Raw genomic sequence first — 22,948 nt, 5'->3', positions numbered from 1 at the left:
CAAACGCTAATTTAATTAATTCCTAATTCTTTTTTTATTTCCCCAAGTTCCTTGCCTTTATACTTCTCAACAGGTTTAGGAGCATCAGCCACAGTTGGACGCCACAACATTAGACGCATGTTTATAGGAACGATTAATGTTAAAGTTAATCTTCTCTTTTTCTAAATCTTGCTCTACAACAACCTTAAAAGCTTCATGGTCTCGATCAACTAATTTTAATGCTTCACCCTTAGCTAAATGTTGCCCCACTAAACTTGCTTCAATGTGAGCAAGTTTCAATAAACAATTTATAATCCTAATTCTTTTAAAATAGACTCTAAAGTTTTACCATTCAATATTTCAACTGGTGCTGAGCCATTTTCAACATCTTGGTTTTGCTTCAAGTAATTCTTTTGAACGAATTTGATGTCTTTATCACTTACAACACCGTCGAAGTTAATGTCAGCAGCGCGGTTATTAGTATTCCACGTGTCTTGGATTGCGATTGCATCCTTCACATCGATCACATTGTCTTGGTTTACATCACCAGCAACTAAGTTGATATTGATTGAATCTGATTTTCCGTATAATTCACCTTTGTATTCAAAACCAAATTTCTCGGTCTGTTTTGTGACAAAGTGTCCTGGAACATTCACTTCAAATGTGTAAGCATCCTTACTTAATGGAAGAGGCTCAATATTAAAGCGATTACTGCTCTGAATCATGCTAGAAGCATCAACACTATATTCACCATTCGTCACATGTAATGTTGCTCCAACCTTTGACCAGTCGCGATATCCCGTATATGTTTGCCCTTCGTCAAGGAAAGCTTCTGGAATTACGTTACCCTGTACACGGTTAAATCTTGATTTTAATTGGAATCGTTTACCGGCATTTAATAGTTTCACAGTTTGAACATTAGCGTCTACAATCGTAGTTGATGGGTTAATATAACCAATTGGGTAAAAGAACTTATCTTGCACTTTTACTTTAACGTTAACAATTTCTGTGCGGTCAAAGACCATTGCTTCTTTAAACGTTACTTTAATTTTATTGCCAGTTACTTGAATGCTTGCTTTGTCCTTTAATTTATCCGTTAATGCAGCATCTACAAGATTAACATAAGGGATACCAGCGGCTTGTGCATCATCAAAGTTCCACGTCGCTTCTTTTACACCTTCTAAGTTATCTAATACTAGAGAAGCAGATAGGATATCTCCAGATCTAGCTAGTTCTACATTATGTTTAGCGTATGCAACTGGCGTTCCCTCTTTTACAAAGACGTATTCCTTCCAATTTGCTTGATTTCCAGCTGCATCATAGCCAATTAAGTTAAATTTTAAAGCTTTTATTGATTCAACCATCCCTACTTCATCGATCCATTTACCGTTCTTGTCCATTTGAATTGGACCGTTAGGGAATGGTGTACCAAACGTATATAATGCAAAGTTTGCTGTTTCGTCGATAGCAATACCAGCCTTTTGCATGTCTGTAATAGCTTCATCTTTCACTTCCATTTCAAATGGAACTGACTTTTGCCCAGGCTTGTACTCAATGATAGGTGATTCTCCATCTAATGAACTTTTCACTGTAGGATTGTCAATATCAATAAATACGTCGTCAATTTTTATTTTCTGTTTCCCACTTGGTAAAGTAGCAATGAATTTCAGTTTGTAATGTCCTGGTTCAGCGATACTTGTCTCTGTAGAAACAGGATGTTTTTTATCAGTTGTAAACTTGTAATATGATCCATTAAATGTTTGAAGGAAGTAATCATTATCTGTTGGACTTCCTTTCAAGTTAAGCGTACCGACTAATCCTAGATCTGCATTTGTTTTACCATCCTGTAAAATTACATCTAGCGTATCAATTGGTGAACCTAAATTGAACTTTAATAATGCTGTTGTCGTACGGTAACCGTCGTACGCATGGTTATAATAGGATGGAGTTATAGCATGCGATAATAAGTCAAGTTTATCAAAGCCTTCATCTGATTTCTTGAAACTAAATGGTACTCGGAATTTTTCCGTTTTGTCTTCACTATTCGTAATAAGGAAATATCCTTCATAGAATCCTTTTTTCGCTGTGGACGGCACAGTTAAAGATGCTTGTATTTTCTTAACTGAGTTGTGAGCTACTTTAATAGAACTCTCTAACTCTACTGATACGCCATTTTCTTTTAAACTATTTGTTCCTTCTTGTACATTTTCCACGAATTCAACATTAAAAGCCTTATTCTGATCACTATTGTTTGTAATATCTAATGTTTTCTTTACTTTTGAGTGTGAGCCATCCGGTACCACTTGTTTATCAAAACTTAACCCACCCGTTTGATTCTTAATTGTAATTAAGTTATCACCATTTGGAATCAATGCTTCATCTTTTACCTGAATCTTTGTTTGTGTATGAAGAGCTTGGTAAGGATCAATACGGCCTGCACCAACTTCAAATACGCTATAGTCATCATTTAGCTTATCCGCAGAGTTCATTAGAATTGTTTTAACATCAGTTGGTTCAAGATCTTGGTTCTCTCCTAATAAAAGTGCAGCCACACCAGCTACAAACGGAGAAGCCATCGATGTTCCATCTAGTCGTGCATAAGCATATTTATAGTTTTCTGGTGTATCATGGTTCACCATATAAGAAGGGAATGTTGAAAGAACGCTCACCCCAGGTGCTACGATTTCTGGCTTCATCTCAAAGTTACCGTTAACTGGTCCTCTTGAACTGAAGTCTGCTAGTTTATCTCCTTCAGTAAGGCTTTCTTTTAAATCTGTAAACGTGAAAGTCGTGCTTCCATTTGCGATTTTTGCTTTAAATTCTTCTCCAGCTTTCTTTGTCATAGAGAATGACGGAACATAGTCTGTTGATTCACCTAAGTTAAATCCAACATGCCCATCGACATTGTTGTACATGATAACCGCTTTTGCTCCATTTTCCTTTGCAAACTTCACTTTATCATTTAGGGCAAAGTTTCCGCGCTGAACGAAAGCGATTTTTCCAGCAACACTTTTATTCTGATAGTCTGTTATGTTCCCTAAACCAACATCTACAAGTTCAAGAGATTTACCGTTTAAACTAACATATGTTTCAGAGTAGCTTCTTGCCATGCTAACGATATCCGTTGACCATCCCCCTGCTACTTGTCCCTTAAAAGTAGATTGAGAAACAGGAACATCACTTGCACCTACTGTTAGCGCTAATGCTGCCGTACCTGGAGAACCAAGTGTATAATTATTAGATCCACTGTTTCCTGCTGAAACGACTGCTGTTACCCCGTTAAGAACCGCATAATTGATAGCCGTGCTTGTTGGATAATACGGATCATTAATACCCACTCCAAGTGAAAGGTTTATTACGTCCATGCCATCTTGAACTGACTTTTCAATTCCTGCGATTACATCTTCAGAAGAACCACTTCCATATGGACCAAGTACGCGGTAAACATATAAATCCGCATCTGGAGCAATACCTTTTACTGACACTTCACTATTATTTTTATCTTGGCCCGCGATTGTTCCGGATACATGTGTACCATGGGACGTATAGTAAGGACTACTACCGTTAAATTCAGGCTTTTTTGAATCTTGCCAATTCTTATAGGTAGCCTCCATTGGATCGTTGTCATCATCAACAAAATCAAATCCACCTTTATAAGCATCTTTTAAATCAGGGTGGTTATAGTCAATTCCCGTATCTAGCACCCCAACCTTAATGCCTTTCCCTGTAATTCCTTCTTTATGCAGCTTATCCACATTTAGATAAGGAATGCTTTCTACAGATGTCGTGATTTCACGTTTCACATCGCTTGGAAGCTCTTGCTTAATCGGATCCACCTTAAATGTAATGTTCTTGTATACCGCTTTTACAACTTCAGACTTTAACAGGTCTTCTACTTGGTTCGCAGGAAGTGTGATAGCGGCACCATTGTAAATTGTTTTATACGTTTGAGAAATGACTGGAGCTTTCTTCTTTCCGTTAATGAAGAAGTACTTCTCAACATCTTTCTTGAAAATATTGTGCTCTTTTTCTACTTGTGCTTGTGCTGATTGCTTTGTTAGTGACTTCCCATTAACTTTTGCTTCTAATACAGCCACATTACTCGGCTTTGATTGAAACTGCACGATAACTGATATTTCTTCTTCAGAATTCAGTTCACCATCCTGAAAACCTTGAAGACCTTTTTTATTGCTTAAGCTTAACTGTTTTAACGCTTGTCTTTGCTCAGGCGTAATTGATGATAAAATGTCTTCTGCTTTCGAACTTGTTGCTTTAGCAGTTAAATAGGAATTTGTGCTGAAAGTTGAAAAAAGCAGACTTGTTGAAAGGGCTAGTACTGCTGTTTGCTTTACCAATGTTGTTGCCTTCATAATTCTCATCCCCCATATTTGTCTAGTTCTCAAAAATCTTACTATTCAATATTAATAGGATTTTCAAAAAAAACATATTGTGTTATTTTCGAACGATTTTAAGGTAGTTAGAAGTGATTTTTAATTAAAAAGTCTGATAAATGAATGATTATTTCATTAAATTATTAAGAAACTATGAAATTTCACTATTAAACTTGTGTTAATTTTACTTTATAATGAATTAAGTTGATTTTTCTAAATTCACACTATAATGAAATATTAGGTACATTGGCCCCTTAGTACTTTCAAGTTTCTGAGATATTTGCGTAAATTTGTATTTTGATATTTTACTACTCGTAAAGATGGTAAAGTGCTACAAATACGTAAACATACATCATAATTAATCAGCTGAGATTGAAAAGGAGAGAACGTATGCTAGAAGGAGAAATCATAAAATTTTATCGTAAGAAAGCGGGTCTTACTCAGGAACAATTAGGAAAAGATATTTGTACGGCTACACATGTGAGTAGAATTGAAAGAGGAGAAACTCGATATTCTTCAGAAATTATCGAGCTGTTCTCTCAACGACTTCAGATTGACATCGAGAATGAAATAGCTGTTGTTCAAAATATAGAAAAGAAATTACACAAGTGGCATACATCAATCATTCTTGAGAGAATGAAGGAAGTCGATAAGATAAAAAATGAATTGGAATGTATACAATATATTAGTGCTTCTAACTTTGCTACACTATATCAGTTGTTGTTAGCGAGATATTATCTATTAAAGCAAATCAAAGAAAAGGCATACGATATTCTTGTGCAAATTCGAAAAGATACACCTGCTATGTCATCATACGAAAGAAATTTATACTACCATGTGAACGGATTATACTATTTGGCTCAATATATACGTTTAGAGAATGAGAACAGGCAAAAAGCACTACAAGAATTGAAGAAGATTAATATAGAGCAATATGGGAATCCCGAATATTATTATCATTTGGGGTTAGCGTATCATTGGACTCAATCTAAAGTTATGGCATATTTCTATGCAGAAAAAGCATTTCGATATTTTAAGAAAACGAATAACTATGCTAGAGCAATTTTAGCAGAGTCTATGATGCTAGTGCAGCTTGAAGGAAGTACACAACTCGATTTTGAGGACATTGTAGAAAATTATGAGAATTTAATAGATCATAGTGAAGCTCTTGGTCTTACAGACAAAAAAGGAATGATATTGCATAATTTAGGATGGATGTATTTTAGACGAAGAGACTATAAAAATGCCCATCTCTATTATGAAAAAGCAGTTAAAGAAGCTAATAGGAAATCATTGCCATTTTTAAATCGTTTATATAATTATCTAGATAATGCTGAAGAAGGCAATATTTTATCATCTAAAATGATTTTGAAACATGCAAATGAAGGACTTGCTCTTTCAAAAAAAGCAACGAATGATTTATATCAAGTACTATTCAGCCTGCTGATCTTTAGAGTCAGCAGTACAACTGACGAATATTTCCTTTATATAGAAGAAACTGCACTGCCATTCTTTCGGTCTCATCATCATGTAACACATGCCAGTAAATACGGAAAACTACTATTTAACTACTTTGTTAAGAATAAACAATATGAAAAAGCAGTTGAAACTGGTGATATATTTATTAATGTACCGTAATAAGAAGGTTGATTTTATAACGACTCTATAGAGGAAATGATAATGCAAAGGAAATATAAAAATGGGACTCCATGAGAGTCCCATTTTTAGTATATTTATAGATTAATTGTTGTTTGGATCTGTATCGTCGTAGTATGTAGAACCTCCTGTTTTTGCATCAAACGTCCAATCTACTTTTAGTGTATCCCCTTGGAATTGGTTTTGATCTTCACCATTTTCTACAAATTCGAATAATACAAAGATTTTTTCTTTTTGTCCAGCGTCAATACCGTCTGGAACTTCTCCACCACCAACAAAGTTGTCAATTTCTGTTACGTCTGGCGTTTGATTTTGTAGGTCATATAATGTTGTTTCGATAATAGGTGAAGTTGCAGAACTTGTGTTATACATAATTGTAACCTTAATGTGTCTTGCGAAATCGTCAGCATTGTCTGATTTAACATCTTCAACTGTGTATTTTGTATTTAATAATACTTCGTTGATTTTTAATGTACCATTGTTTTCAAGTGTAAATTCACGATAAATTTCATCGCCTGGCTTGATGTTGTTGATATTAACAACTGTGTTTGGATTCATCCCTAAATCTAAAGTACCTGCAGCAAATGTGTTCTGTGTTTCAACTGCATCGCTAAAGTATGCAAATGTCCCCCCTCCAATCAACGATAAACCTAATGCTGCACTCATAATACCTTTACTTACATTCTTTGTAAAACTCATTCTTAAATCCCCCTTAATATTATAAAAGTATATTAAACTCTTATGTATTTTGGTAGATACATAGGAGACATAACCAAAACATCATGCCTTGCTTCCTTCTAGCTCTTTCTTCGCACCCGTAATGGAACGTAATGCAGAAATGAGCAACAGTATGCCAGGTACAATTAATAATAGAGATGACCCCGCTTTTGAATTTGCATAATTCAACGCATATCCTACATATGGAATTGTAAAGTTTGTATACTTCCCAACTACATTTTGCGCGGAAACAGTCCATAAATCTGGGCCGTCGTTATGATCCCCTTTTGTTTTATACACCGCTTGTCCATTCTCTTGTTTGACATCAATAATTCTATGTGTAATTAACTTCTCTTCCATATGAAAGGTAATGATATCGCCTGTTTTATAAGAAGAACGATTATCTCCTAACTTAATAGAAATAATAGATCCAGTACGAAATGTTGGTTCCATGGACCCTGATAATACAACTTTTACCTGGTATCCTAACAAGGTTGGTTCTCCTCCTGATAGTCTAGAAGAAAGAACAACAAACGCTGTTAAACATACTGTAATAATAAAAATGCTTCCTACTAAACTACTTACTATGCTCCATAGTTTTTTCTTCATCTGCTGTCACCTCCCCATCATTATCCAAATTCGTTGATCCATTATCCTGAGCTTCAGAGTTCTCTAATTGTTGATTAGATTGTGTTTGTTCCATTGAAGTTTGTTCTTTTTCTTCTAACTTTTGGATCTGAATTAGGATAGATGAATGTATGACATCTATTTGATGAAAATCAATCGCTGCTTGTACTTCATTCAATATTCCGTCAACATTTTTATACCCCTCACTTACATAATCAAATGTATGTAAGTTAATACCTTCCTGGTTTTGAATTTCCTTGTAATACATTGACACTTCCTCATACAGATCAAGCAGAGTTCCTAATTGGAGAGTTAGGTCCTGTTTTATAGCTGTTATTTCTGCAAGCTTTTTATGTAATTCTTCTATTGTTGCTTCAGGTGAAGTAGCATTGATTGATTTAAAATCATGTTCCATACTATTAGCAATCCTCTGTGCACCAACCTCTAGCTGTCTTATAGTTGCGGGAAAAACAAACGCTGCAGACATTGTTATTGAATCTGGTGAAGCTTGACTTGAAAATGACGCTTCTGTGTTTCCTACTAGTTGACTACCTCCATAAAAAGCCATACAACATAAACAAGGTAGTAGGATAATTTTACGAATTCTTACCTTCATGTTTTACGCTCCTTTGCAAAACAACTCTACTGACACCCAGTATACAGAATTATCAGATAATTAAAATTGTGTTATTTTTATTAAAAAAACCATGTGATTTTTGTCGAACTTTATCATGAAAGTAAAAAAACTATATAAAACCTCACGGAAAATAACACAATTGATTTTATTGTGAATTTTCTTAATAATTGCAATTGTTAGGGAGTTTCAATTCAAACTAAGGGGTGAATGTTTTGAAAAAGAATCATCAGAAAAAAATGAGAAAAAAAGCGGCTATTCCTGCTGTATTAGCACTATCATTTGCAATTGGAGGTCTAGTACCAACTATACCTACAATTGCTGGACCAACATCTTTTGTACATGCAGAGGGATTAAGTAAGCAAGACGTTGTGAAATCGTTCCTTCATTCAAAAGTACAGGATTATTCAAAATCCTTTGCTACAGGAGAGCAGTTCAAAATTGTCAGTGAGCAAACGGATAGCACGACTGGTACATACCATGTTCGTACTGTCGAGCAATACAAAGGAATTCCGATTTACGGTTCTGGGCAAACAGTTGCATTAGATGCAAACAATAATGTATTTGCATCATTTGGTACAGTTACACAAAAGCTTAGTCGTTCAATTATTCCAACTGAAGCAGCTCTTTCAGAGGAAGATGCAGTTAACATCGCTAAAGAAGGCGTAGCATCACAAATTGGTATAGATGAATTAAAGCGCTATGACGGTATTGACTCAGAATTAACAATTTATCCCCATGAAGGAAAATACTATTTAACATATTTAGTAAAAGTATCTACATCAACTCCAGCTCCTGGATACTTCCATTACTTTGTGGATGCAACAAATGGAGAGGTAGTAAACAACTTTAATGCAATGCACGAAGTTGATCCTACAAAACTTTCTCCAGTGATGGCAAGAGGATTGGATGTATTTGGTAATATGCAGTCATTCCCTGTTGGAAAGGATCTTTCAACAGGAACTAGCTATTTATATGGTGGTTCTATCGCTGGTGGTACAACTACTAGCCCTAATATTGTACCTCTTGCGACATTTGATGCTCGACGTATGCCTGAAACTCCTTTCATCCTGCTTTCAGGGTTGCTTGGATTCACTGGGTTTGAGGTGGAAACAAAAAGTTCTACTAATTTCTTCTATGACCCTGCTGCTGTTTCAGCGCATATAAATGCTGATAAAGTAAACAAATACTATCAAACTGTTCACAAGCGTAACAGCTTAGACGGTAAAGGTATGCCATTAATTAGTACGGTTCATATCGGTTCAAAATGGAATAACGCAGCTTGGAACGGAAAGCAAATGCTATACGGAGATGGTGATGGATTAACTCTCGGTTCATTATCAGGCGGACTGGACGTTGCAGGTCACGAAATGACACACGGTGTAATCTCAAATACTGCAAACCTTACTTATCAAGATGAATCAGGTGCAATCAATGAATCATTAGCTGATATCTTTGGAGCCTTAGCTGAAATGAATGCTGCCGGTGCTACAAGTCCGTCAGAATGGGAAATGGGTGAAGATATCTACACTCCAACAAGAGAGGGAGATGGCGGTCTTCGTTCATTAAGCGATCCTTCTTCTAAAAGACTTAACCCTATCTACGGGCTTAAAAATAATGTTTATCCATCAATTTACCAAGACCGATATTTAGGCACTGAAGATAAAGGTGGCGTACACATTAATAGTAGTATCAACAACAAAGCTGCATACTTAGTTTCTGAAGGTGGCACACACAACGGCGTAACAGTAACTAAACTTGGTCGCTTGACAACAGAAAAAATCTACTACCGTGCACTAACAATGTATTTAACACCGTCTTCTGGATTTAAAGACATGCGTAATGCTGCAATCCAAGCTGCTCGCGACCTATATCCAGATAACAAAACGACTGGTGCACCATCAACACAAACAAAAGCAGTTATCGCTGCATACGATGCTGTAGGCGTTCCAGCCGAATAATAGAACAAAACCATGGACAACTTGATGTTCATGGTTTTTGCTTTAAAAGATGATATTTCAATTGTAAAAGCTTGTCTTTATTTTCCAGAGAGAATTAGGACTACATATATAACACTCAACATTTTCTATTATCTGGTATATTATTCGTATAATATTTCGAGCGCAAGCCTGATATAGTTTATTGAATATAACTTAATTTTCGCTTTGGTAAAGAAAAATTTAGAAATTTTAATTCCAAATTTGGATGCGAACTTTCCTCAGAAAACACTATGAACGAAAAATAATACTGTAGTAGTAAAGGGGAGAGCACGATAATAAACATGCGAGAACTCAAAAAAAGAGAAAAACCCTAAATGGGTTTTTCTCTTTTGACTTACTACTATTACTATTTCGCTGCTTTCTCCTGCTCCTGTTTAAAAAAGCTCTTCATAGAATGGAACACATCTGATTTCTGCTTTAAGATATAATGGCGGAATTTCTCATCATTTATGTTTTTATATGCGGACATTAGAGTAGAATGACGGTTGTATTGGTTTACTTGTTTAGGATACACCCTTTGATTTGACTGGTTTTTTCGAGGGGCATTTTTCTAAATATCTATTTAAATGTTAAGGATACACCCTTTTTTGTTCTTTCTATTAACTATACGCGTTTACTCTGATGCTACATTTTTTTACTTTGTTGAAGAAGTTTGGATACTCCTGTTCGTTCCCATTCTTCCACAGTTTCATAAGCTTTTTCAGGAGAATATCCTTTCCCTACAAGAACTCCCATAAGAATAAATTCCTGAAGAATGTGCGTAGCATTTATTCCCCTTTTAACATCCTCCAACCCTTCATTTACCAAAAATTCGGTGTACTTGATCCATTCATCTGGAGTCCTGCCAGAAACATTTGTTTTTTCATTGCCATGATCGTTTCTTCCTTCCCCAGTCAATGCATCTGCTTTTGTTACATGAACAGTCCCAAAAGGATGCTTAGGAGGAGCATATATTGAGTAAAGTTTTAGAGGCAAATTACCTGTATTGATTAAGTTGTGCCATGTTCCAGCAGGTACCATTATTGCAGTATCTTCATTAATATTTCTTTTAAAATTTAAACTATCTTTACTCTTTCCCATTTGAACAATACCCTGACCTTGTTCAACACGTAAGAATTGATCAACGTTAGGGTGAATTTCCAAACCGATATCTTCACCAACATTGAGACTCATTAGGGTAACTTGCAAATGAGTTCCTGTCCATAAAGCGGTACGGTACGTATTGTTTTGTTTAGTTGCCTCATTTATATTAACGGCAAACGGTTCTGCTCCAAAATCTTTTAATAAAATTCTGACATCACTATTATAAGCACGTAATGGACCAAATTTGTTTGCATATTCTACTCCAACAGGATAATTCCAGTAAACAGATTGTCTACCATAGTTATTCGTTGGTACATTATGATAATAAGGATAATGATATTGATAAGGATACGTATTTGGTACGTAATACATTTTTTCTCAACCCCTTCTCAGCCTATAAAAATATCCTATGCACTAAGTAAAGGGAATGTACTTGTAACAGCTCCTGGTCTTCGACTAAGACAAGCGTTTATTGAATACGACAAAATAAAGTAGTGCAACTCACAATTTGAATTGCACTACTTTGTTTACTATAAACTTATATAAAACATATGATTTTCTAAATATTATATGACTATGCAAATGTAGCGTGAAGCATAAATAAAATTAGAAAACAAATAGCCATTTTAAATAAAAACTTAACCTTTATTAATCTATCCCTCATTTTTATGCTTCTCTTACCAATTTTAAGAATCATTTACGAACTACTAATCATGAACTTATATTATTAATAATCAAAAATAGAATAAATATTTGATTTTACAAACAAATAAAAAAAGAGTCATAAAAGACTCCTTTGATAAAACTGAATTATTTAATTTTCTCGATTTCCAATGCAGCTTGAAATGTTTGACTCGTTAATTGTTTTGCTGCGTCATCTCCTAAAATTTCAGCATATCGTTTATATAGGTTTTTCCAACACACTTTAATATCTTTTTGAATTTCGATACCTTTATTTGTTAAATTGACTAATGTCAATTTCCCTTCATTTGTTCGTTCAACTAGTTTCTTCACTTCTAATTTTTCTACAAACCGTGTGGTTGTTGAAGGAGCAATATGCAAAATATTACTTAATTCTGTTTGAGTAATATTTGGTCTTTCAAATACCGCCATTAATAAAAATGCATAAGTTGGAGAAATACCAAGTGAAGCAAACTCTTCCTCTGCCATCTTATTCATTAATCTCGCTAAATGATTAGCAGTAAAATATAAACAATTACTAAAGTATTGTTCCATTTGTTCCATCTCCTGGTTTTCTCGATTGTATATACAACTTACAAAATAAAACAATACTTTGTCAATATTAGTTGCTATTCAGGCAATTATTTCATAATAGTTAACGCTTGCTACGTAGATTAGGGTTTGTTACATAAGTAACTAATTCTTCTGCACTTTCTTGTAATTTTTCATCTGTTAAATTCATCATACCTTGTAATAAAAATGATGGTAAAAAGTGCATTCCACATAAGTTTGCAGTAGCTTGTAGTGGACGAGTTAGTTCACTCATCGTGTACTGATTATATCCTCCAGCTTGGTAGGCTTCTGAAGGACCACCTGATGAAATAACGAGCATTAATTCTTTTCCATGTAATTTATTCCCTTCCGAGCCATAGGCGAAACCATACGATAACACGGAATCTTGCCATTGTTTTAATAAAGCTGGTGTACTGTACCAATAAAATGGAAATTGAAATACAATACGATCATATTCTAAAAGTAATTTTTGTTCTTTTTCTACATCGATTTCAAACTCTGGATACTGGGCATAAAGGTTGTGAATCGTTAAGTCTTCTTGTTGAAGTCTATTCATCCATGTTTTATTTACTTTTGATTGATCTAAATTTGGATGTGCTACTATTACTAATGTTTTCATATATTTACTCACCTATATTTATTAAAGTTAAATTGATTAACTCCCGCCTAATAATAAATTGGCGGGAGTTTTATTAATTAGGCATTACTTGTTTCGAGTTTTGGTTGTGTAACGTATTTCACATAAGCTTTTGCGTTTTCTAAGAGTTCTTCATCAGTCACATGTGCAACACCGTTTAATACAAATAATGGCATAAATTTTGTACCAATTAAATTACTAGTTTGTTGTAATGGTGTTGTCAGTGTCTCCATCGTGAAGTTATTATAACCAGTTGGTTGGTACGAATCTTCTGGACCAAATGTTGAAATTGCAAGTCCTAATTCTTTACCGTGCAATTTATCCCCGCCTGGACCGTATGCGTAACCATATGCAAGAACCTCATCCTGCCATTGTTTAAGTAATGAAGGTGTACTGTACCAAAAGAATGGGAATTGTAAAATAATACGATCATGTGATTCTAACAATTTTTGTTCTTGTTCAACGTTTATTTTACCGTCAGGATATTCTTGATAAAGTGAGTGAATTGTAATTTCTTCATGCTTTTTTAGCTCCTCCATCCATCTACGGTTGATTCTAGAATTTTCAAGATTTGGATGCGTAATTATTACTAGTGTTTTCATTATATTTCTCCTTATTTATCATTTGTTTGTACATACAAATGATAATTGACTATAATTCTAATTGCAAGGTTTTAGTTTTGTATCTTTTAAATTTTATAAACTAACTACAAAGGGAGATCATTTTTGAAGTTAAAATGTCTCAGCTATTTAGAATCAAAATAATATCAATAGATTTTACATTGGTTAGAATAAAACAAATAAAACATTATGATTTTATAATTTTTTTAAAATAAACCTTGACCTAAACCTAGGTTTAGCCTTTATTCTTTGCAATGTATCACATAACAATAACCAAATCGGAGGAAGAAATATGACAAAATTTGCTTTAGTAACAGGTGCTAATAAAGGAATTGGATATGAAGTTGTACGTCAATTAGCTGAACAGGATTTTCATGTATTTCTAGGTGCACGTAATGAAGAGCTTGGAAAGAAAGCTGCGGAATCTTTAGGTTTATCTAATATTACGTTTATTAACATAGATATTTCTAATACACAATCCATTCAAAACTCTTTTAAACAAATTCTAGAAGTTACTGATTATCTAGATTTGTTAATTAATAATGCAGGAATTGCGTTAGACTTTGGAACTTTACCAAGTGAATTAAAAGTAGAAACATTGCGTCAAACGTTTGATGTAAACTTTTTTGGAACTTTCCAAATGATACAGACTTTCTTGCCATTATTAAGAAAGTCAGAAAGTGGAAAAATTATAAACGTAACAACTGATATGGCATCACAAACGATGTTTGATAACGGAGAAACCGCCCCTCTCAATATATTGGGATATAATTCTTCAAAAACCGCTATTAATTCTTTAACACTAACCTTTGGAAAAGAATTTGAAAATAAAGGTCCTGAAATTTTGGGTGTTACTCCTGGTTTTACAACCACTGATCTTAATGGAAATATGCCTGGTGGAAACACAACCTCTGAGAGTGCAAAAATCATTACAAACTATGCATTAAGTAATGAAAATTTTAATGGTAAGATATTAAACAAAGATGGAATTATTCCTTGGTAAGAAAAGGAGAGATTACATGAATTACACTATTGGACAAGTTGCAAAATTGAATAATTTAACAATTTCTCAGTTACGTTATTATGACAAACAAGGATTATTTCCATTTCTAAAAAGAACAGAAAATGGAGACCGAATGTTTGATGAAGATTCTCTTAAATTTATAGAAATGATTTTGTGTCTAAAAAATACTGGAATGCAAATTAAAAATATTAAGCAATTTGTTGATTGGTCAATGAGTGGGGATGAGACTCTCCCACAGCGATTAGAAATGATGAAGCAACAAGAAAAAAATGTACTACAACAAATAGATGAAACAAAAGCAAATCTAAAAAAAATTCAACAAAAAATATCAAGATATGAAAATGAAATCAACCTCTGAAGTTTAAAATATTTAGTCTAAATAAGACAAAAAACCAGAAAAACCTCTTTAGGCTTTTCTGGTTTTTCACGTTCTACTAATTTCGTACTCCATTTAATTCCCCATAACCATTTCTTATTTCGCTGCTTTCTCCTGCTCCTGTTTAAAAAAGCTCTTCATAGAATGGAACACATCTGATTTCTGCTTTAAGATATAATGGCGGAATTTCTCATCATTTATGTTTTTATATGCGAACATTAGAGTAGAATGAAGGGTGTATTGGTTTAATTGTACTGGAAACACCCGTTGATATGACTGTTTTTTTAAAAGATCATTTTTTAAAAATCCTATTTATATGTTTAGGATACACACGTTTTGATCAATTTTAAATAAATTGGAACCAATAAAAATTACTAATATTATCTAGTTTACTTCAAGAAAAACCATACTACCGAATAATATTATCCCCTTATAGTAGACTGTAAAAAGAAATGATTGTACTGTTTATTATTGAGGGGATTTATTAATTAACCTGTTAAGATATCTTCATTTGGATATTTCATTCTTGCTATTTCAGGTTTTGACAATGATAAAGCAAGAGTTAATGGTCCAAGTTTACCTAAAAACATAATAAAAATGATTACTATTTTTCCGATAGTTGTTAAGGAAAATGTTAACCCCATTGATAAACCTACTGTTCCAAAAGCAGAAATCACTTCGAAAAGTAAGGCTAAAAATGGTGCATCTTCGGTAATATTTAAAATAAACACAGCTACAAAAATAAATAAAAGAGCAATAGTTGCAATAGATAATGAGCGAAATACAAATGAATCATCTATTGTTCGTTTTGTTATTACGATATCTCTTTTTCCTTTTAAAAAAGTAAAAACACTCAGTATGATTACTAAAAACGTTGTTAATTTAATTCCACCACCAGTTGATCCGCTACCTGCTCCTACAAACATCAATAATAACATAAGGAAAATCGTAGATTCATCTAAACTACCTATATCTAATGTATTAAACCCCGCTGTTCTAGGACTTGTCGCTTGGAAATAGGATGCCCATAGTTTATCAGCAAGCGTCGGTAAACCTGCTAACGTTTTTGGATTGTGATATTCCAGTGTAAAAATTAAAAACATTGCTACAAAATTAATAACGATCGTACCGATAATCATGATTTTTGTATGAAGACTTAATTTTTTAAAGCTCTTTTTTTGCCAAATATCTGCCAGTACAGTAAAACCAATACCACCTATAATAAATAATAGCGAGATAACAACATTAATTAACGGATCACCAACGTATCCCATTAATCCATCAGACCATAATGCAAATCCTGCGTTATTAAACGCAGAAATTGAATGAAAGAAACTTAAATAGAATCCTTTTGCCCATCCGTATTCTGGTACCCATCTTATTGATAAAAAAATCATGGCAATAAATTCAACTAAAAATGAAATTATGAATAGGTTTCGTACTAATTTAATTACGCCACCTATTGAATTCTGATTTAATGCTTGTTGCATAAGTAGTCGTTCTTTGAACCCTATTTTTTTCCCAAGCATAATGTAGATTAATATAGCAAAAGACATGATTCCTAATCCGCCGAGCTGAATTAGTGAAATTACAACAATTTCTCCAAACAAAGTATATGTTTCTGCTGTATCGAAAACTGCAAGACCTGTTACCGTACTAGCTGAAGTCGCAGTAAATAAAGCATCAACCCAACTAATTGGTTTATTCGTTGCAAACGGTAATTTCAGTAAAACTGTTCCAACTATAATAAGACAGGTAAAAACCAGGATTAATAGTTGATAAGGAGAAATGCTAAACTTTTTACCGTTCATGTTATACGCCTTCTCCCTCGAACTTTTTAATGTCATCATTGTGTCCAATGACAATCAAAATATCCCCCTTTTGAATTTTATAATCACTAGAAGGAACAATGATCGTATCCTCATCCTTTTGAAACGCAACAATATTACATCCATATTTTGCTCTTACATCTAGTTCTACAAGAGTTTTGTTATGTATTTTATCTGTTGCCCGAATCTCTACAATACTATGATTTTTCGATAGTTCAAAGTAATCCACCATCTTATCTGTGACAATATGTCGTGCAATGCGTTTAGCCATATCTCTTTCTGGATGAATTACACGGTCAACCCCGATTTTCTCTAAAACTCTTTGATGGTAGTCATTCTGTGCTTTTGCCCAAACTTGTGAAATTCCTAATTCTTTTAACAATAAAGAGGTTAAAATACTTCCTTCAATGTTATGCCCAAATGAAACGAATACATGATCAAAGTTCCTAATGCCTAGCGCCTTCAGTGTCATTTCATCGATCCCATTTGCCTGTACTACATGTGTTGCAAATTCTGCATATTCATTTACTTTGTCCTTATCTAAATCAACTGCCAACACATCTACATTTAATTCTGAGAATGCTTTAACAAGACTCCCACCAAATCTTCCTAACCCAAATACTGCAAATTGTTTCTTCATCACTTTAATACTCCTTTCAAAATAAACACAAAAAGACCTATCCTTTTAAAAGAATGGTCAACAAAAAAATTAACCCTTCCCTCATAAAACTTACGGAGTTAGCTGTCGGATTAGGGATTGAGAGTATCCCTTCTTAACTTTAATTTTAAGATTCACCCCAAGGTAAACATTGTTTACCATAAATGGTTCCCCCGCTCAATTGATTCAGTATTAAGGTTTAAATTAGTGATTTAAGAATACAATAAAAATACTTCTTTTCATAGTTTGTGTCAATTATTGATAACCCATACAAAAGTAAGTCCATTCAATATACTTTTAATTTGATGTTAATAATTCATGTATTTTCGAGAATTAAGATAAAATATAGTGATACATAAAATTAAAGGAAAGGGATGTTCCATGAAGAAAATATACTTAGTGTTCGCAGAGCGTTATAAAGAGGAAGAAATCATTTACGTAGGTACAGATAAAAACAGTGCAATTAACTACTATTATGCTTGTCATGAAGTAGATTTAGATATTAATTCAGATATTATACTTAGCATTAAATATAGTGATAGCTGGATCCAAATATGGGAAGATGGTAAATTAATTGAAAAAGTATGGAGACCTAATATAAAAGGAATGGAATAAAATTACATTAAAAAATGACAAACTTATCAAAGCTTGTCATTTTTTTTATGCTATAAATTTTAGAATTAGATAAATATGAGAAATAACTAGCGATAATATTGTCAGTGGTAATCCAATTTTTAAAAAATCCCAGTATCCGAACTTATAACCTTCTCGTGTTGCAATACCCGCTGCAACAACGTTAGCAGATGCCCCAATTAATGTACCATTTCCTCCAAGACATGCACCTAACGCTAGTGACCACCAAAGTACTTCTATTTGAGGCGCATCAGGTGATAACCCCATACCAACCGATAAGTCTTGAATTAAAGGTATCATTGTAGCTACAAATGGAATGTTATCAATCGTTGCCGATGCAATACCTGACACCCATAAAATCAAAGGAGCAGCGACTTTAATATCTCCATTCGTTAATTCTAATACTTTTTTCGCTAATGAACCTATTAAACCAATGTCAATTAATCCACCAACTAAAACAAATAGTCCTGCGAAGAAAAAGATTGTTACCCACTCGATATTCGCAAACACTTCTTCTAAATCATGTTCTTTTACACCTATTAGCATTAGAATTGTAGCCCCTAACATAGCAACAAGCGCAGCATCCAAATGTAAAATAGAATGAAGTATAAACCCAAGTAATGTAAGTCCGAGAACAGTTATTGATTTTATCATTAATGTCCGATTTTTTATGAAATCTGTTTCATTAATAGACATCAATTTACTAATTTCCTCAGATGTAGTATACAATCGCTTTCGGTAAATAAAGTAAATAATAACTGTTATAACGGCAATTATAATTAAAATGATTGGAGCTAAATTCATTAAAAAGTCATTAAATGTTAAGTGTTTATTAGCTGAGCCAATCATAATATTTGGTGGGTCACCAATTAAGGTTGCTGTTCCTCCAATATTAGAATAGATGACTTCTAGCATTAAAAAAGGGACTGGATCCACTTTTAATATTTTTGTTATTGATAAAGTTATAGGAACAATTAATAAAATTGTTGTTACGTTATCTAAAAAAGCTGATCCAAAGGCAGTTAGTAATGATAACGTTACTAATATTCGTATTGGTTGACCTTTTGACATTTTTGCTGCCTTAATAGCAATAAATTCAAAAAGACCTGATGTACTTGTTATATAAACGATAATCATCATTCCAATTAATAGGGTAATTGTTTCCCATTCAATATGTGTTGTTAATGCAAAGTGTAAATCAACCACACCGATTCCGATCATGATTCCTGCTCCTAATAACGCTATCAATGCTCTATTTATTTTCTCACTTATAATAATTGCGTAAGAAAGTAAAAAGACAATAATGGAAGCATAATACCTCCAATTATATCCATGTTCTAAGTAGTCCATCTGTTTCCCCCATATGAATTTAGTTTAATCTTAATTTAACCCATATTACCATGATTAACCAACTAAAAGTTAAGTTAAGCAATACAATTTAACATTGATTTTTATGTGAATAAAAAATAATATAATTCATTCGTGGTTTTCTCATTGTGATTGGATAATGCCCCGTATTTAATTTTGGAAGAGTGAAGAAAAATGTATAAACAACAATATGCAATCGTTGGTCTAGGGAGATTTTGTTCGTGACTTACACAGACATTGTTAGATTCAGGAAATGAAGTTTTGGCAATTGATATAAGTGAAGATCGTGTTAATGAATTTGCTGATACTGAAACATAAGCTGTTATGACAGATTCAACTAATGAAAGAATATTAAAAGCGATTGCTATTGGGAAACTTTGATACTGTCATTGTAGTGATTGGTAATGATATGCAAGCAATTATTTTATTCAAGTCAGTACTACTGGATATGTTGCTAAAAAATTGGAGATAACGATATAAATATATATGAATTATGAATTTATAGATTGATCAGCAACAACTAGAACATCTAAATGACGTAACTCTCTTAATAATTTCTGTACAATAGAGCCTGTTTTAATTTCTTCCCATCTAGTTCGCGCTGACTGTCCCATAATTACATGTGTTGTCCTTTTTTCACTAATCTTATTAACTAACTCTACAAAAACATGGCGACGATCAGTTGTCTCATATAATTCAAACGTGCCTCCTAATCGTTCCGTTAACTCTTTTATTTTTTTCAATGAAAGACTTTCTTCTTCTGATAATTTATTGTGATCTTTAACATATGCCACATACCAAGTTGCTTTTAATCGATAAGCAATTCGAAAACCTCTTCGAATTAGTCTCTCACTATTTGATTTTAAGTTTACACAAACGAAAATTACTTCTTCCTGCCTCCAAGGTCCACGTAACGTTAAATCTCTTTCCCATGCTTCAAGTCGTTCGTCTACATCATCTGCAACTTCTCTTAGTGCTAGCTCTCTCAAAGCAATCAGATTAACTGTTTTAAAGAAATTATTTAAAGATTGCTCTATCTTTATAGAAGCGTAAATTCTTCCTTCTCTCATTCTTTCCCTTAGAGCTTTTGGAGAAATATCAATTAGTTCGATTTCATTAGCGTCTCTAAGGACATGATCTGGAACTGTTTCTCTTACTCTAACGCCTGTAATTTGTTCAACACTGTCGTTTAGACTCTCTAAATGTTGTATATTCATAGTTGAAATAACCGAAATTCCTGCATTTAATATTTCTTCTACATCCTCATATCTTTTATAAAACTTACTTCCTGGTACATTTGTATGGGCTAATTCATCAATTAAAACAACCTCAGGATTTCTTTTTATTACTGACTCGGTATCCATTTCTTCCAGTGTTGTACCTTTGTAAGCTATTTGTTTACGAGGAATAATTTCTAAATCCCCTACTTTTTCAATTGTTTCTCTACGTCCATGTGTTTCAAGTAATCCTATTACAATGTCAATCCCCTGTTTCTTTAGCTCATTCGCTTCCCTTAACATCGTATAAGTTTTTCCAACACCAGGTGCCGCTCCGATGTACACTTTTAAAGTACCACGTTTAATTTTATGTATTTCTTGAGCAAGCTCTTGAGCACTCAAACGACGATAAGGTTCTATTGTTTCTTTATTTACTTGCTTGGTTGGTATTACTCTTTCACCATCTTTTTCTGTTCGGTCTGCAACGATAAACACATCTATATTTTTAGTTTTTCTTAAAATTTTGTTAACGATTGATCCAGAAACGATTTCTTCCCAACGTGTTCGTTTTGATTGTCCTAATACGATACTCGTAATATTATTTTTTATTGAATAATCAACAATTTCACTTGCAATTGAATCACTGTTCAATGGTAGTTCTTCGAAGTCTCCGCCTACTTTTTCAACAAGTTTTATAATTGAACGCTTAAATGTTAATTCATCATTCGTAAATTTTTTATTAGGTGGCTGAAAGCAAACTACTTGTAAGTCTCCACCTAATCTTTTTGAAATTTGCTGTCCTCTTCTCACCAAAATAGAGCCATTCCAATGATATTGAACCGTAACTAAAATCTTTTCAGATGCTCCCGATGGTCCAACCATCCCATGTTTTTCTCGATATTCATCTAATGCATCATTCACTTCTCCCGCTAAAAAACGTAAAGCAAGTTCACGAAGAACGGCAAGATTACTTTGATGATATAATTGATATCTATTTACTTTTTCTTCTTCATTATAAATATCTTCTTCTCGCGATCTTTGTAAAATTACCTCTGGTGTTACATCAAGTAACTTTAAATCATCAGCCATTGCTAAAGTTTCTTCAGGAACAAATAAATTTACTTTCACTTTACTCCCAGTCAACTTGTCAGCTTCCTCATGAACTTCTTTTATTTCATATATATTCATTGTCGTTATAACGCTTATATTTTTGGATATTAAATAATTTATATCTTCTAAGCGTGTTGGAAACATAGCATCTGGTCGATTTTGATGTGCTAATGCATCAACTAACACTACTTCTGGATTCCTAGCTATAATCTTATCTAAATCAAGGTCTTGTTTTACCGATGCGTTTTCTTCCCATTTTATCGTAGCCATTTTTTCCAAACAGCCAATTTGATCAATTGTTTTTTGACGGTTTGTTTCACTGATTAATCCAATAACAACATCAATACCTCGTTCTTTTAAAACATTTCCTTCTTGTAGCATATGGTATGTTTTACCCGAACCGCTCACCGTACCGATGATAATTTTAAGTCTACCTTTCTTGATTTTTTGGATTGATTGAAGTAATTCCTCAGGGGTTTTTCTACGAAACTGTTTATCACTCACATTTTTTCCTCCTTTCTTTATACATAAGGAAAAAGGAGAGAACTATTCTCCCCTTTTATCTTAATTTTTTTAAATCTAAGTTTAATTCTAGTACGTTTACACGAGGTTCACCAAAAATTCCTAATTGACGCCCTTTAGTATTATTTTTAATTAATGAAACTAATTTCTCTTCAGATATACCTGTTGCTTTAGCTATTCTAGGCACTTGTGCTCTCACAGCTTCAGGAGATAAATCAGGGTCAAATCCAGATCCAGATGTTGTTACTAAATCAGCTGGTATATCTTTCCCAAGGTCATTATTTTCTTTCTTTAATTCATTTATTTTATCTTTTGTAGCTTTAACATAATCTTCTGATGCAACTGCTGCATTTGTTGCAGCTGATGCAGTAGGATTATAGCTAGCAGCAGATGCTCTAGAATGGAACCACTCAGGTCCTTTAAATTCTTGAGCTAATAATTTAGAACCTGTAACTTTCCCATTCGTTTTAATTAAACTACCATCTGCTTGTTTCGGAAAAATAACTTGCGCTACTCCTGTTGTTGCTAATGGATAAATTAATCCACATATTAGTAACAAAACAACCGATGCTCTTATCGCAACAATTAATGATTTCAATTTAAATCCTCCATT

At 33.5% G+C, this 22,948-nt stretch carries 19 protein-coding genes, 2 pseudogenes and 1 riboswitch; of the genes and pseudogenes, 5 read left to right on the top strand and 16 right to left on the bottom strand.

Going from position 1 to position 22,948, the window contains the following annotated elements:
- Positions 1-84: 84 nt before the first annotated feature.
- Complete coding sequence (locus tag CAB05_RS09495; protein WP_158093227.1) at positions 85-249, bottom strand: hypothetical protein; 165 nt, start codon at positions 247-249, stop codon at positions 85-87.
- 38 nt (positions 250-287) lie between these two features.
- On the bottom strand, positions 288-4,349 hold the full coding sequence (locus tag CAB05_RS22675) for a S8 family serine peptidase (protein ID WP_087999607.1): 4,062 nt from the start codon (positions 4,347-4,349) through the stop codon (positions 288-290).
- Positions 4,350-4,760: 411 nt separating this feature from the next.
- Here CAB05_RS22675 and CAB05_RS09485 point away from each other — a divergent pair, with 411 nt between their 5' ends.
- Positions 4,761-6,008 carry a helix-turn-helix domain-containing protein gene (locus CAB05_RS09485; RefSeq protein ID WP_087999606.1) on the top strand — a complete coding sequence of 416 codons (1,248 nt, stop codon included), beginning with the start codon at positions 4,761-4,763 and terminating at the stop codon, positions 6,006-6,008.
- 102 nt (positions 6,009-6,110) lie between these two features.
- Here CAB05_RS09485 and CAB05_RS09480 read toward each other — a convergent pair whose 3' ends face one another.
- The 3 genes from CAB05_RS09480 to CAB05_RS09470 all read right to left on the bottom strand — a co-directional run bounded on the left by CAB05_RS09480 (position 6,111) and on the right by CAB05_RS09470 (position 7,986).
- Positions 6,111-6,725 carry a TasA family protein gene (locus CAB05_RS09480; protein ID WP_087999605.1) on the bottom strand — a complete coding sequence of 205 codons (615 nt, stop codon included), beginning with the start codon at positions 6,723-6,725 and terminating at the stop codon, positions 6,111-6,113.
- Between the two features lie 81 nt (positions 6,726-6,806).
- The gene (gene sipW / locus CAB05_RS09475) at positions 6,807-7,352 is read right to left on the bottom strand and encodes a signal peptidase I SipW (RefSeq protein ID WP_087999604.1); all 546 of its coding nucleotides are present in this window, start codon (positions 7,350-7,352) and stop codon (positions 6,807-6,809) included.
- Complete coding sequence (locus CAB05_RS09470) at positions 7,321-7,986, bottom strand: DUF4047 domain-containing protein (RefSeq protein WP_087999603.1); 666 nt, start codon at positions 7,984-7,986, stop codon at positions 7,321-7,323. Before CAB05_RS09470 ends, sipW begins: the two co-directional genes overlap by 32 nt.
- Positions 7,987-8,243: 257 nt before the next feature.
- Here CAB05_RS09470 and CAB05_RS09465 point away from each other — a divergent pair, with 257 nt between their 5' ends.
- Positions 8,244-9,965, top strand: coding sequence for a M4 family metallopeptidase (locus CAB05_RS09465; RefSeq protein ID WP_088000365.1), 1,722 nt, complete (start codon positions 8,244-8,246; stop codon positions 9,963-9,965).
- Between the two features lie 385 nt (positions 9,966-10,350).
- Here the strand turns inward: CAB05_RS09465 and CAB05_RS22455 are convergent.
- The 5 genes and pseudogenes from CAB05_RS22455 to CAB05_RS09445 form a co-directional block, all read right to left on the bottom strand.
- Positions 10,351-10,506, bottom strand: a pseudogene (locus CAB05_RS22455) (sporulation protein YhbH); the annotation flags it as partial.
- Positions 10,507-10,628: 122 nt separating this feature from the next.
- Positions 10,629-11,459 carry a cupin domain-containing protein gene (locus tag CAB05_RS09460; protein WP_087999602.1) on the bottom strand — a complete coding sequence of 277 codons (831 nt, stop codon included), beginning with the start codon at positions 11,457-11,459 and terminating at the stop codon, positions 10,629-10,631.
- A 438-nt stretch (positions 11,460-11,897) separates the two neighbouring features.
- Positions 11,898-12,323 (bottom strand): MarR family winged helix-turn-helix transcriptional regulator, encoded by a 426-nt coding sequence (locus CAB05_RS09455; protein WP_087999601.1) that lies wholly within the window; start codon positions 12,321-12,323, stop codon positions 11,898-11,900.
- 100 nt (positions 12,324-12,423) lie between these two features.
- On the bottom strand, positions 12,424-12,960 hold the full coding sequence (locus CAB05_RS09450; RefSeq protein ID WP_087999600.1) for an NAD(P)H-dependent oxidoreductase: 537 nt from the start codon (positions 12,958-12,960) through the stop codon (positions 12,424-12,426).
- Between the two features lie 77 nt (positions 12,961-13,037).
- The gene (locus CAB05_RS09445; protein WP_087999599.1) at positions 13,038-13,580 is read right to left on the bottom strand and encodes an NAD(P)H-dependent oxidoreductase; all 543 of its coding nucleotides are present in this window, start codon (positions 13,578-13,580) and stop codon (positions 13,038-13,040) included.
- 310 nt (positions 13,581-13,890) lie between these two features.
- Between CAB05_RS09445 and CAB05_RS09440 the strand changes: the two genes are divergently transcribed.
- On the top strand, positions 13,891-14,601 hold the full coding sequence (locus CAB05_RS09440) for an SDR family NAD(P)-dependent oxidoreductase (protein ID WP_087999598.1): 711 nt from the start codon (positions 13,891-13,893) through the stop codon (positions 14,599-14,601).
- 16 nt (positions 14,602-14,617) lie between these two features.
- Positions 14,618-14,980, top strand: coding sequence for a MerR family transcriptional regulator (locus tag CAB05_RS09435; protein WP_087999597.1), 363 nt, complete (start codon positions 14,618-14,620; stop codon positions 14,978-14,980).
- Between the two features lie 114 nt (positions 14,981-15,094).
- Here CAB05_RS09435 and CAB05_RS22450 read toward each other — a convergent pair.
- The 3 genes and pseudogenes from CAB05_RS22450 to CAB05_RS09425 all read right to left on the bottom strand — a co-directional run.
- Positions 15,095-15,250: pseudogene (locus CAB05_RS22450) on the bottom strand (sporulation protein YhbH); the annotation flags it as partial.
- A 236-nt stretch (positions 15,251-15,486) separates the two neighbouring features.
- Positions 15,487-16,809 carry a TrkH family potassium uptake protein gene (locus tag CAB05_RS09430; protein ID WP_087999596.1) on the bottom strand — a complete coding sequence of 441 codons (1,323 nt, stop codon included), beginning with the start codon at positions 16,807-16,809 and terminating at the stop codon, positions 15,487-15,489.
- 1 nt (position 16,810) lies between these two features.
- Entirely contained in the window at positions 16,811-17,467 is a 657-nt protein-coding gene (locus CAB05_RS09425; RefSeq protein ID WP_087999595.1) for a potassium channel family protein, read from the bottom strand.
- A gap of 73 nt (positions 17,468-17,540) precedes the next feature.
- Positions 17,541-17,687, bottom strand: a riboswitch (cyclic di-AMP (ydaO/yuaA leader).
- A 179-nt stretch (positions 17,688-17,866) separates the two neighbouring features.
- On the opposite strand from CAB05_RS09425, the gene CAB05_RS09420 reads away from it, so the two are divergent.
- Positions 17,867-18,100 (top strand): hypothetical protein, encoded by a 234-nt coding sequence (locus CAB05_RS09420; protein WP_087999594.1) that lies wholly within the window; start codon positions 17,867-17,869, stop codon positions 18,098-18,100.
- A 45-nt stretch (positions 18,101-18,145) separates the two neighbouring features.
- Here CAB05_RS09420 and CAB05_RS09415 read toward each other — a convergent pair whose 3' ends face one another.
- The 3 genes from CAB05_RS09415 to kdpC all read right to left on the bottom strand — a co-directional run bounded on the left by CAB05_RS09415 (position 18,146) and on the right by kdpC (position 22,933).
- On the bottom strand, positions 18,146-19,468 hold the full coding sequence (locus CAB05_RS09415) for an ArsB/NhaD family transporter (RefSeq protein ID WP_087999593.1): 1,323 nt from the start codon (positions 19,466-19,468) through the stop codon (positions 18,146-18,148).
- A gap of 509 nt (positions 19,469-19,977) precedes the next feature.
- A complete protein-coding gene (locus CAB05_RS22670; protein ID WP_087999592.1) occupies positions 19,978-22,317 on the bottom strand; it encodes a histidine kinase in 2,340 nt (779 codons plus the stop codon).
- Between the two features lie 55 nt (positions 22,318-22,372).
- Positions 22,373-22,933, bottom strand: coding sequence for a potassium-transporting ATPase subunit KdpC (gene kdpC / locus CAB05_RS09405; RefSeq protein WP_087999591.1), 561 nt, complete (start codon positions 22,931-22,933; stop codon positions 22,373-22,375).
- Positions 22,934-22,948 lie beyond the last annotated feature (15 nt).

This window comes from Gottfriedia solisilvae, assembly GCF_002128405.1.
Lineage (GTDB): Bacteria > Bacillota > Bacilli > Bacillales > Bacillaceae_G > Gottfriedia > Gottfriedia solisilvae.
Note: the sequence above shows the minus strand (reverse complement) of the source record. Positions and strands in the feature narration are given on the sequence as shown.

Excerpts from the sequence above, each read along its gene's own strand:
- CAB05_RS22675 (WP_087999607.1), bottom strand. The coding sequence starts at position 4,349 with ATGAAGGCAACAACATTGGTAAAGCAAACAGCAGTACTAGCCCTTTCA.
- CAB05_RS09485 (WP_087999606.1), top strand. The coding sequence starts at position 4,761 with ATGCTAGAAGGAGAAATCATAAAATTTTATCGTAAGAAAGCGGGTCTT.
- CAB05_RS09480 (WP_087999605.1), bottom strand. The coding sequence starts at position 6,725 with ATGAGTTTTACAAAGAATGTAAGTAAAGGTATTATGAGTGCAGCATTA.
- sipW (WP_087999604.1), bottom strand. The coding sequence starts at position 7,352 with ATGAAGAAAAAACTATGGAGCATAGTAAGTAGTTTAGTAGGAAGCATT.
- CAB05_RS09470 (WP_087999603.1), bottom strand. The coding sequence starts at position 7,986 with ATGAAGGTAAGAATTCGTAAAATTATCCTACTACCTTGTTTATGTTGT.
- CAB05_RS09465 (WP_088000365.1), top strand. The coding sequence starts at position 8,244 with ATGAGAAAAAAAGCGGCTATTCCTGCTGTATTAGCACTATCATTTGCA.
- CAB05_RS09460 (WP_087999602.1), bottom strand. The coding sequence starts at position 11,459 with ATGTATTACGTACCAAATACGTATCCTTATCAATATCATTATCCTTAT.
- CAB05_RS09455 (WP_087999601.1), bottom strand. The coding sequence starts at position 12,323 with ATGGAACAATACTTTAGTAATTGTTTATATTTTACTGCTAATCATTTA.
- CAB05_RS09450 (WP_087999600.1), bottom strand. The coding sequence starts at position 12,960 with ATGAAAACATTAGTAATAGTAGCACATCCAAATTTAGATCAATCAAAA.
- CAB05_RS09445 (WP_087999599.1), bottom strand. The coding sequence starts at position 13,580 with ATGAAAACACTAGTAATAATTACGCATCCAAATCTTGAAAATTCTAGA.
- CAB05_RS09440 (WP_087999598.1), top strand. The coding sequence starts at position 13,891 with ATGACAAAATTTGCTTTAGTAACAGGTGCTAATAAAGGAATTGGATAT.
- CAB05_RS09435 (WP_087999597.1), top strand. The coding sequence starts at position 14,618 with ATGAATTACACTATTGGACAAGTTGCAAAATTGAATAATTTAACAATT.
- CAB05_RS09430 (WP_087999596.1), bottom strand. The coding sequence starts at position 16,809 with ATGAACGGTAAAAAGTTTAGCATTTCTCCTTATCAACTATTAATCCTG.
- CAB05_RS09425 (WP_087999595.1), bottom strand. The coding sequence starts at position 17,467 with ATGAAGAAACAATTTGCAGTATTTGGGTTAGGAAGATTTGGTGGGAGT.
- CAB05_RS09420 (WP_087999594.1), top strand. The coding sequence starts at position 17,867 with ATGAAGAAAATATACTTAGTGTTCGCAGAGCGTTATAAAGAGGAAGAA.
- CAB05_RS09415 (WP_087999593.1), bottom strand. The coding sequence starts at position 19,468 with ATGGACTACTTAGAACATGGATATAATTGGAGGTATTATGCTTCCATT.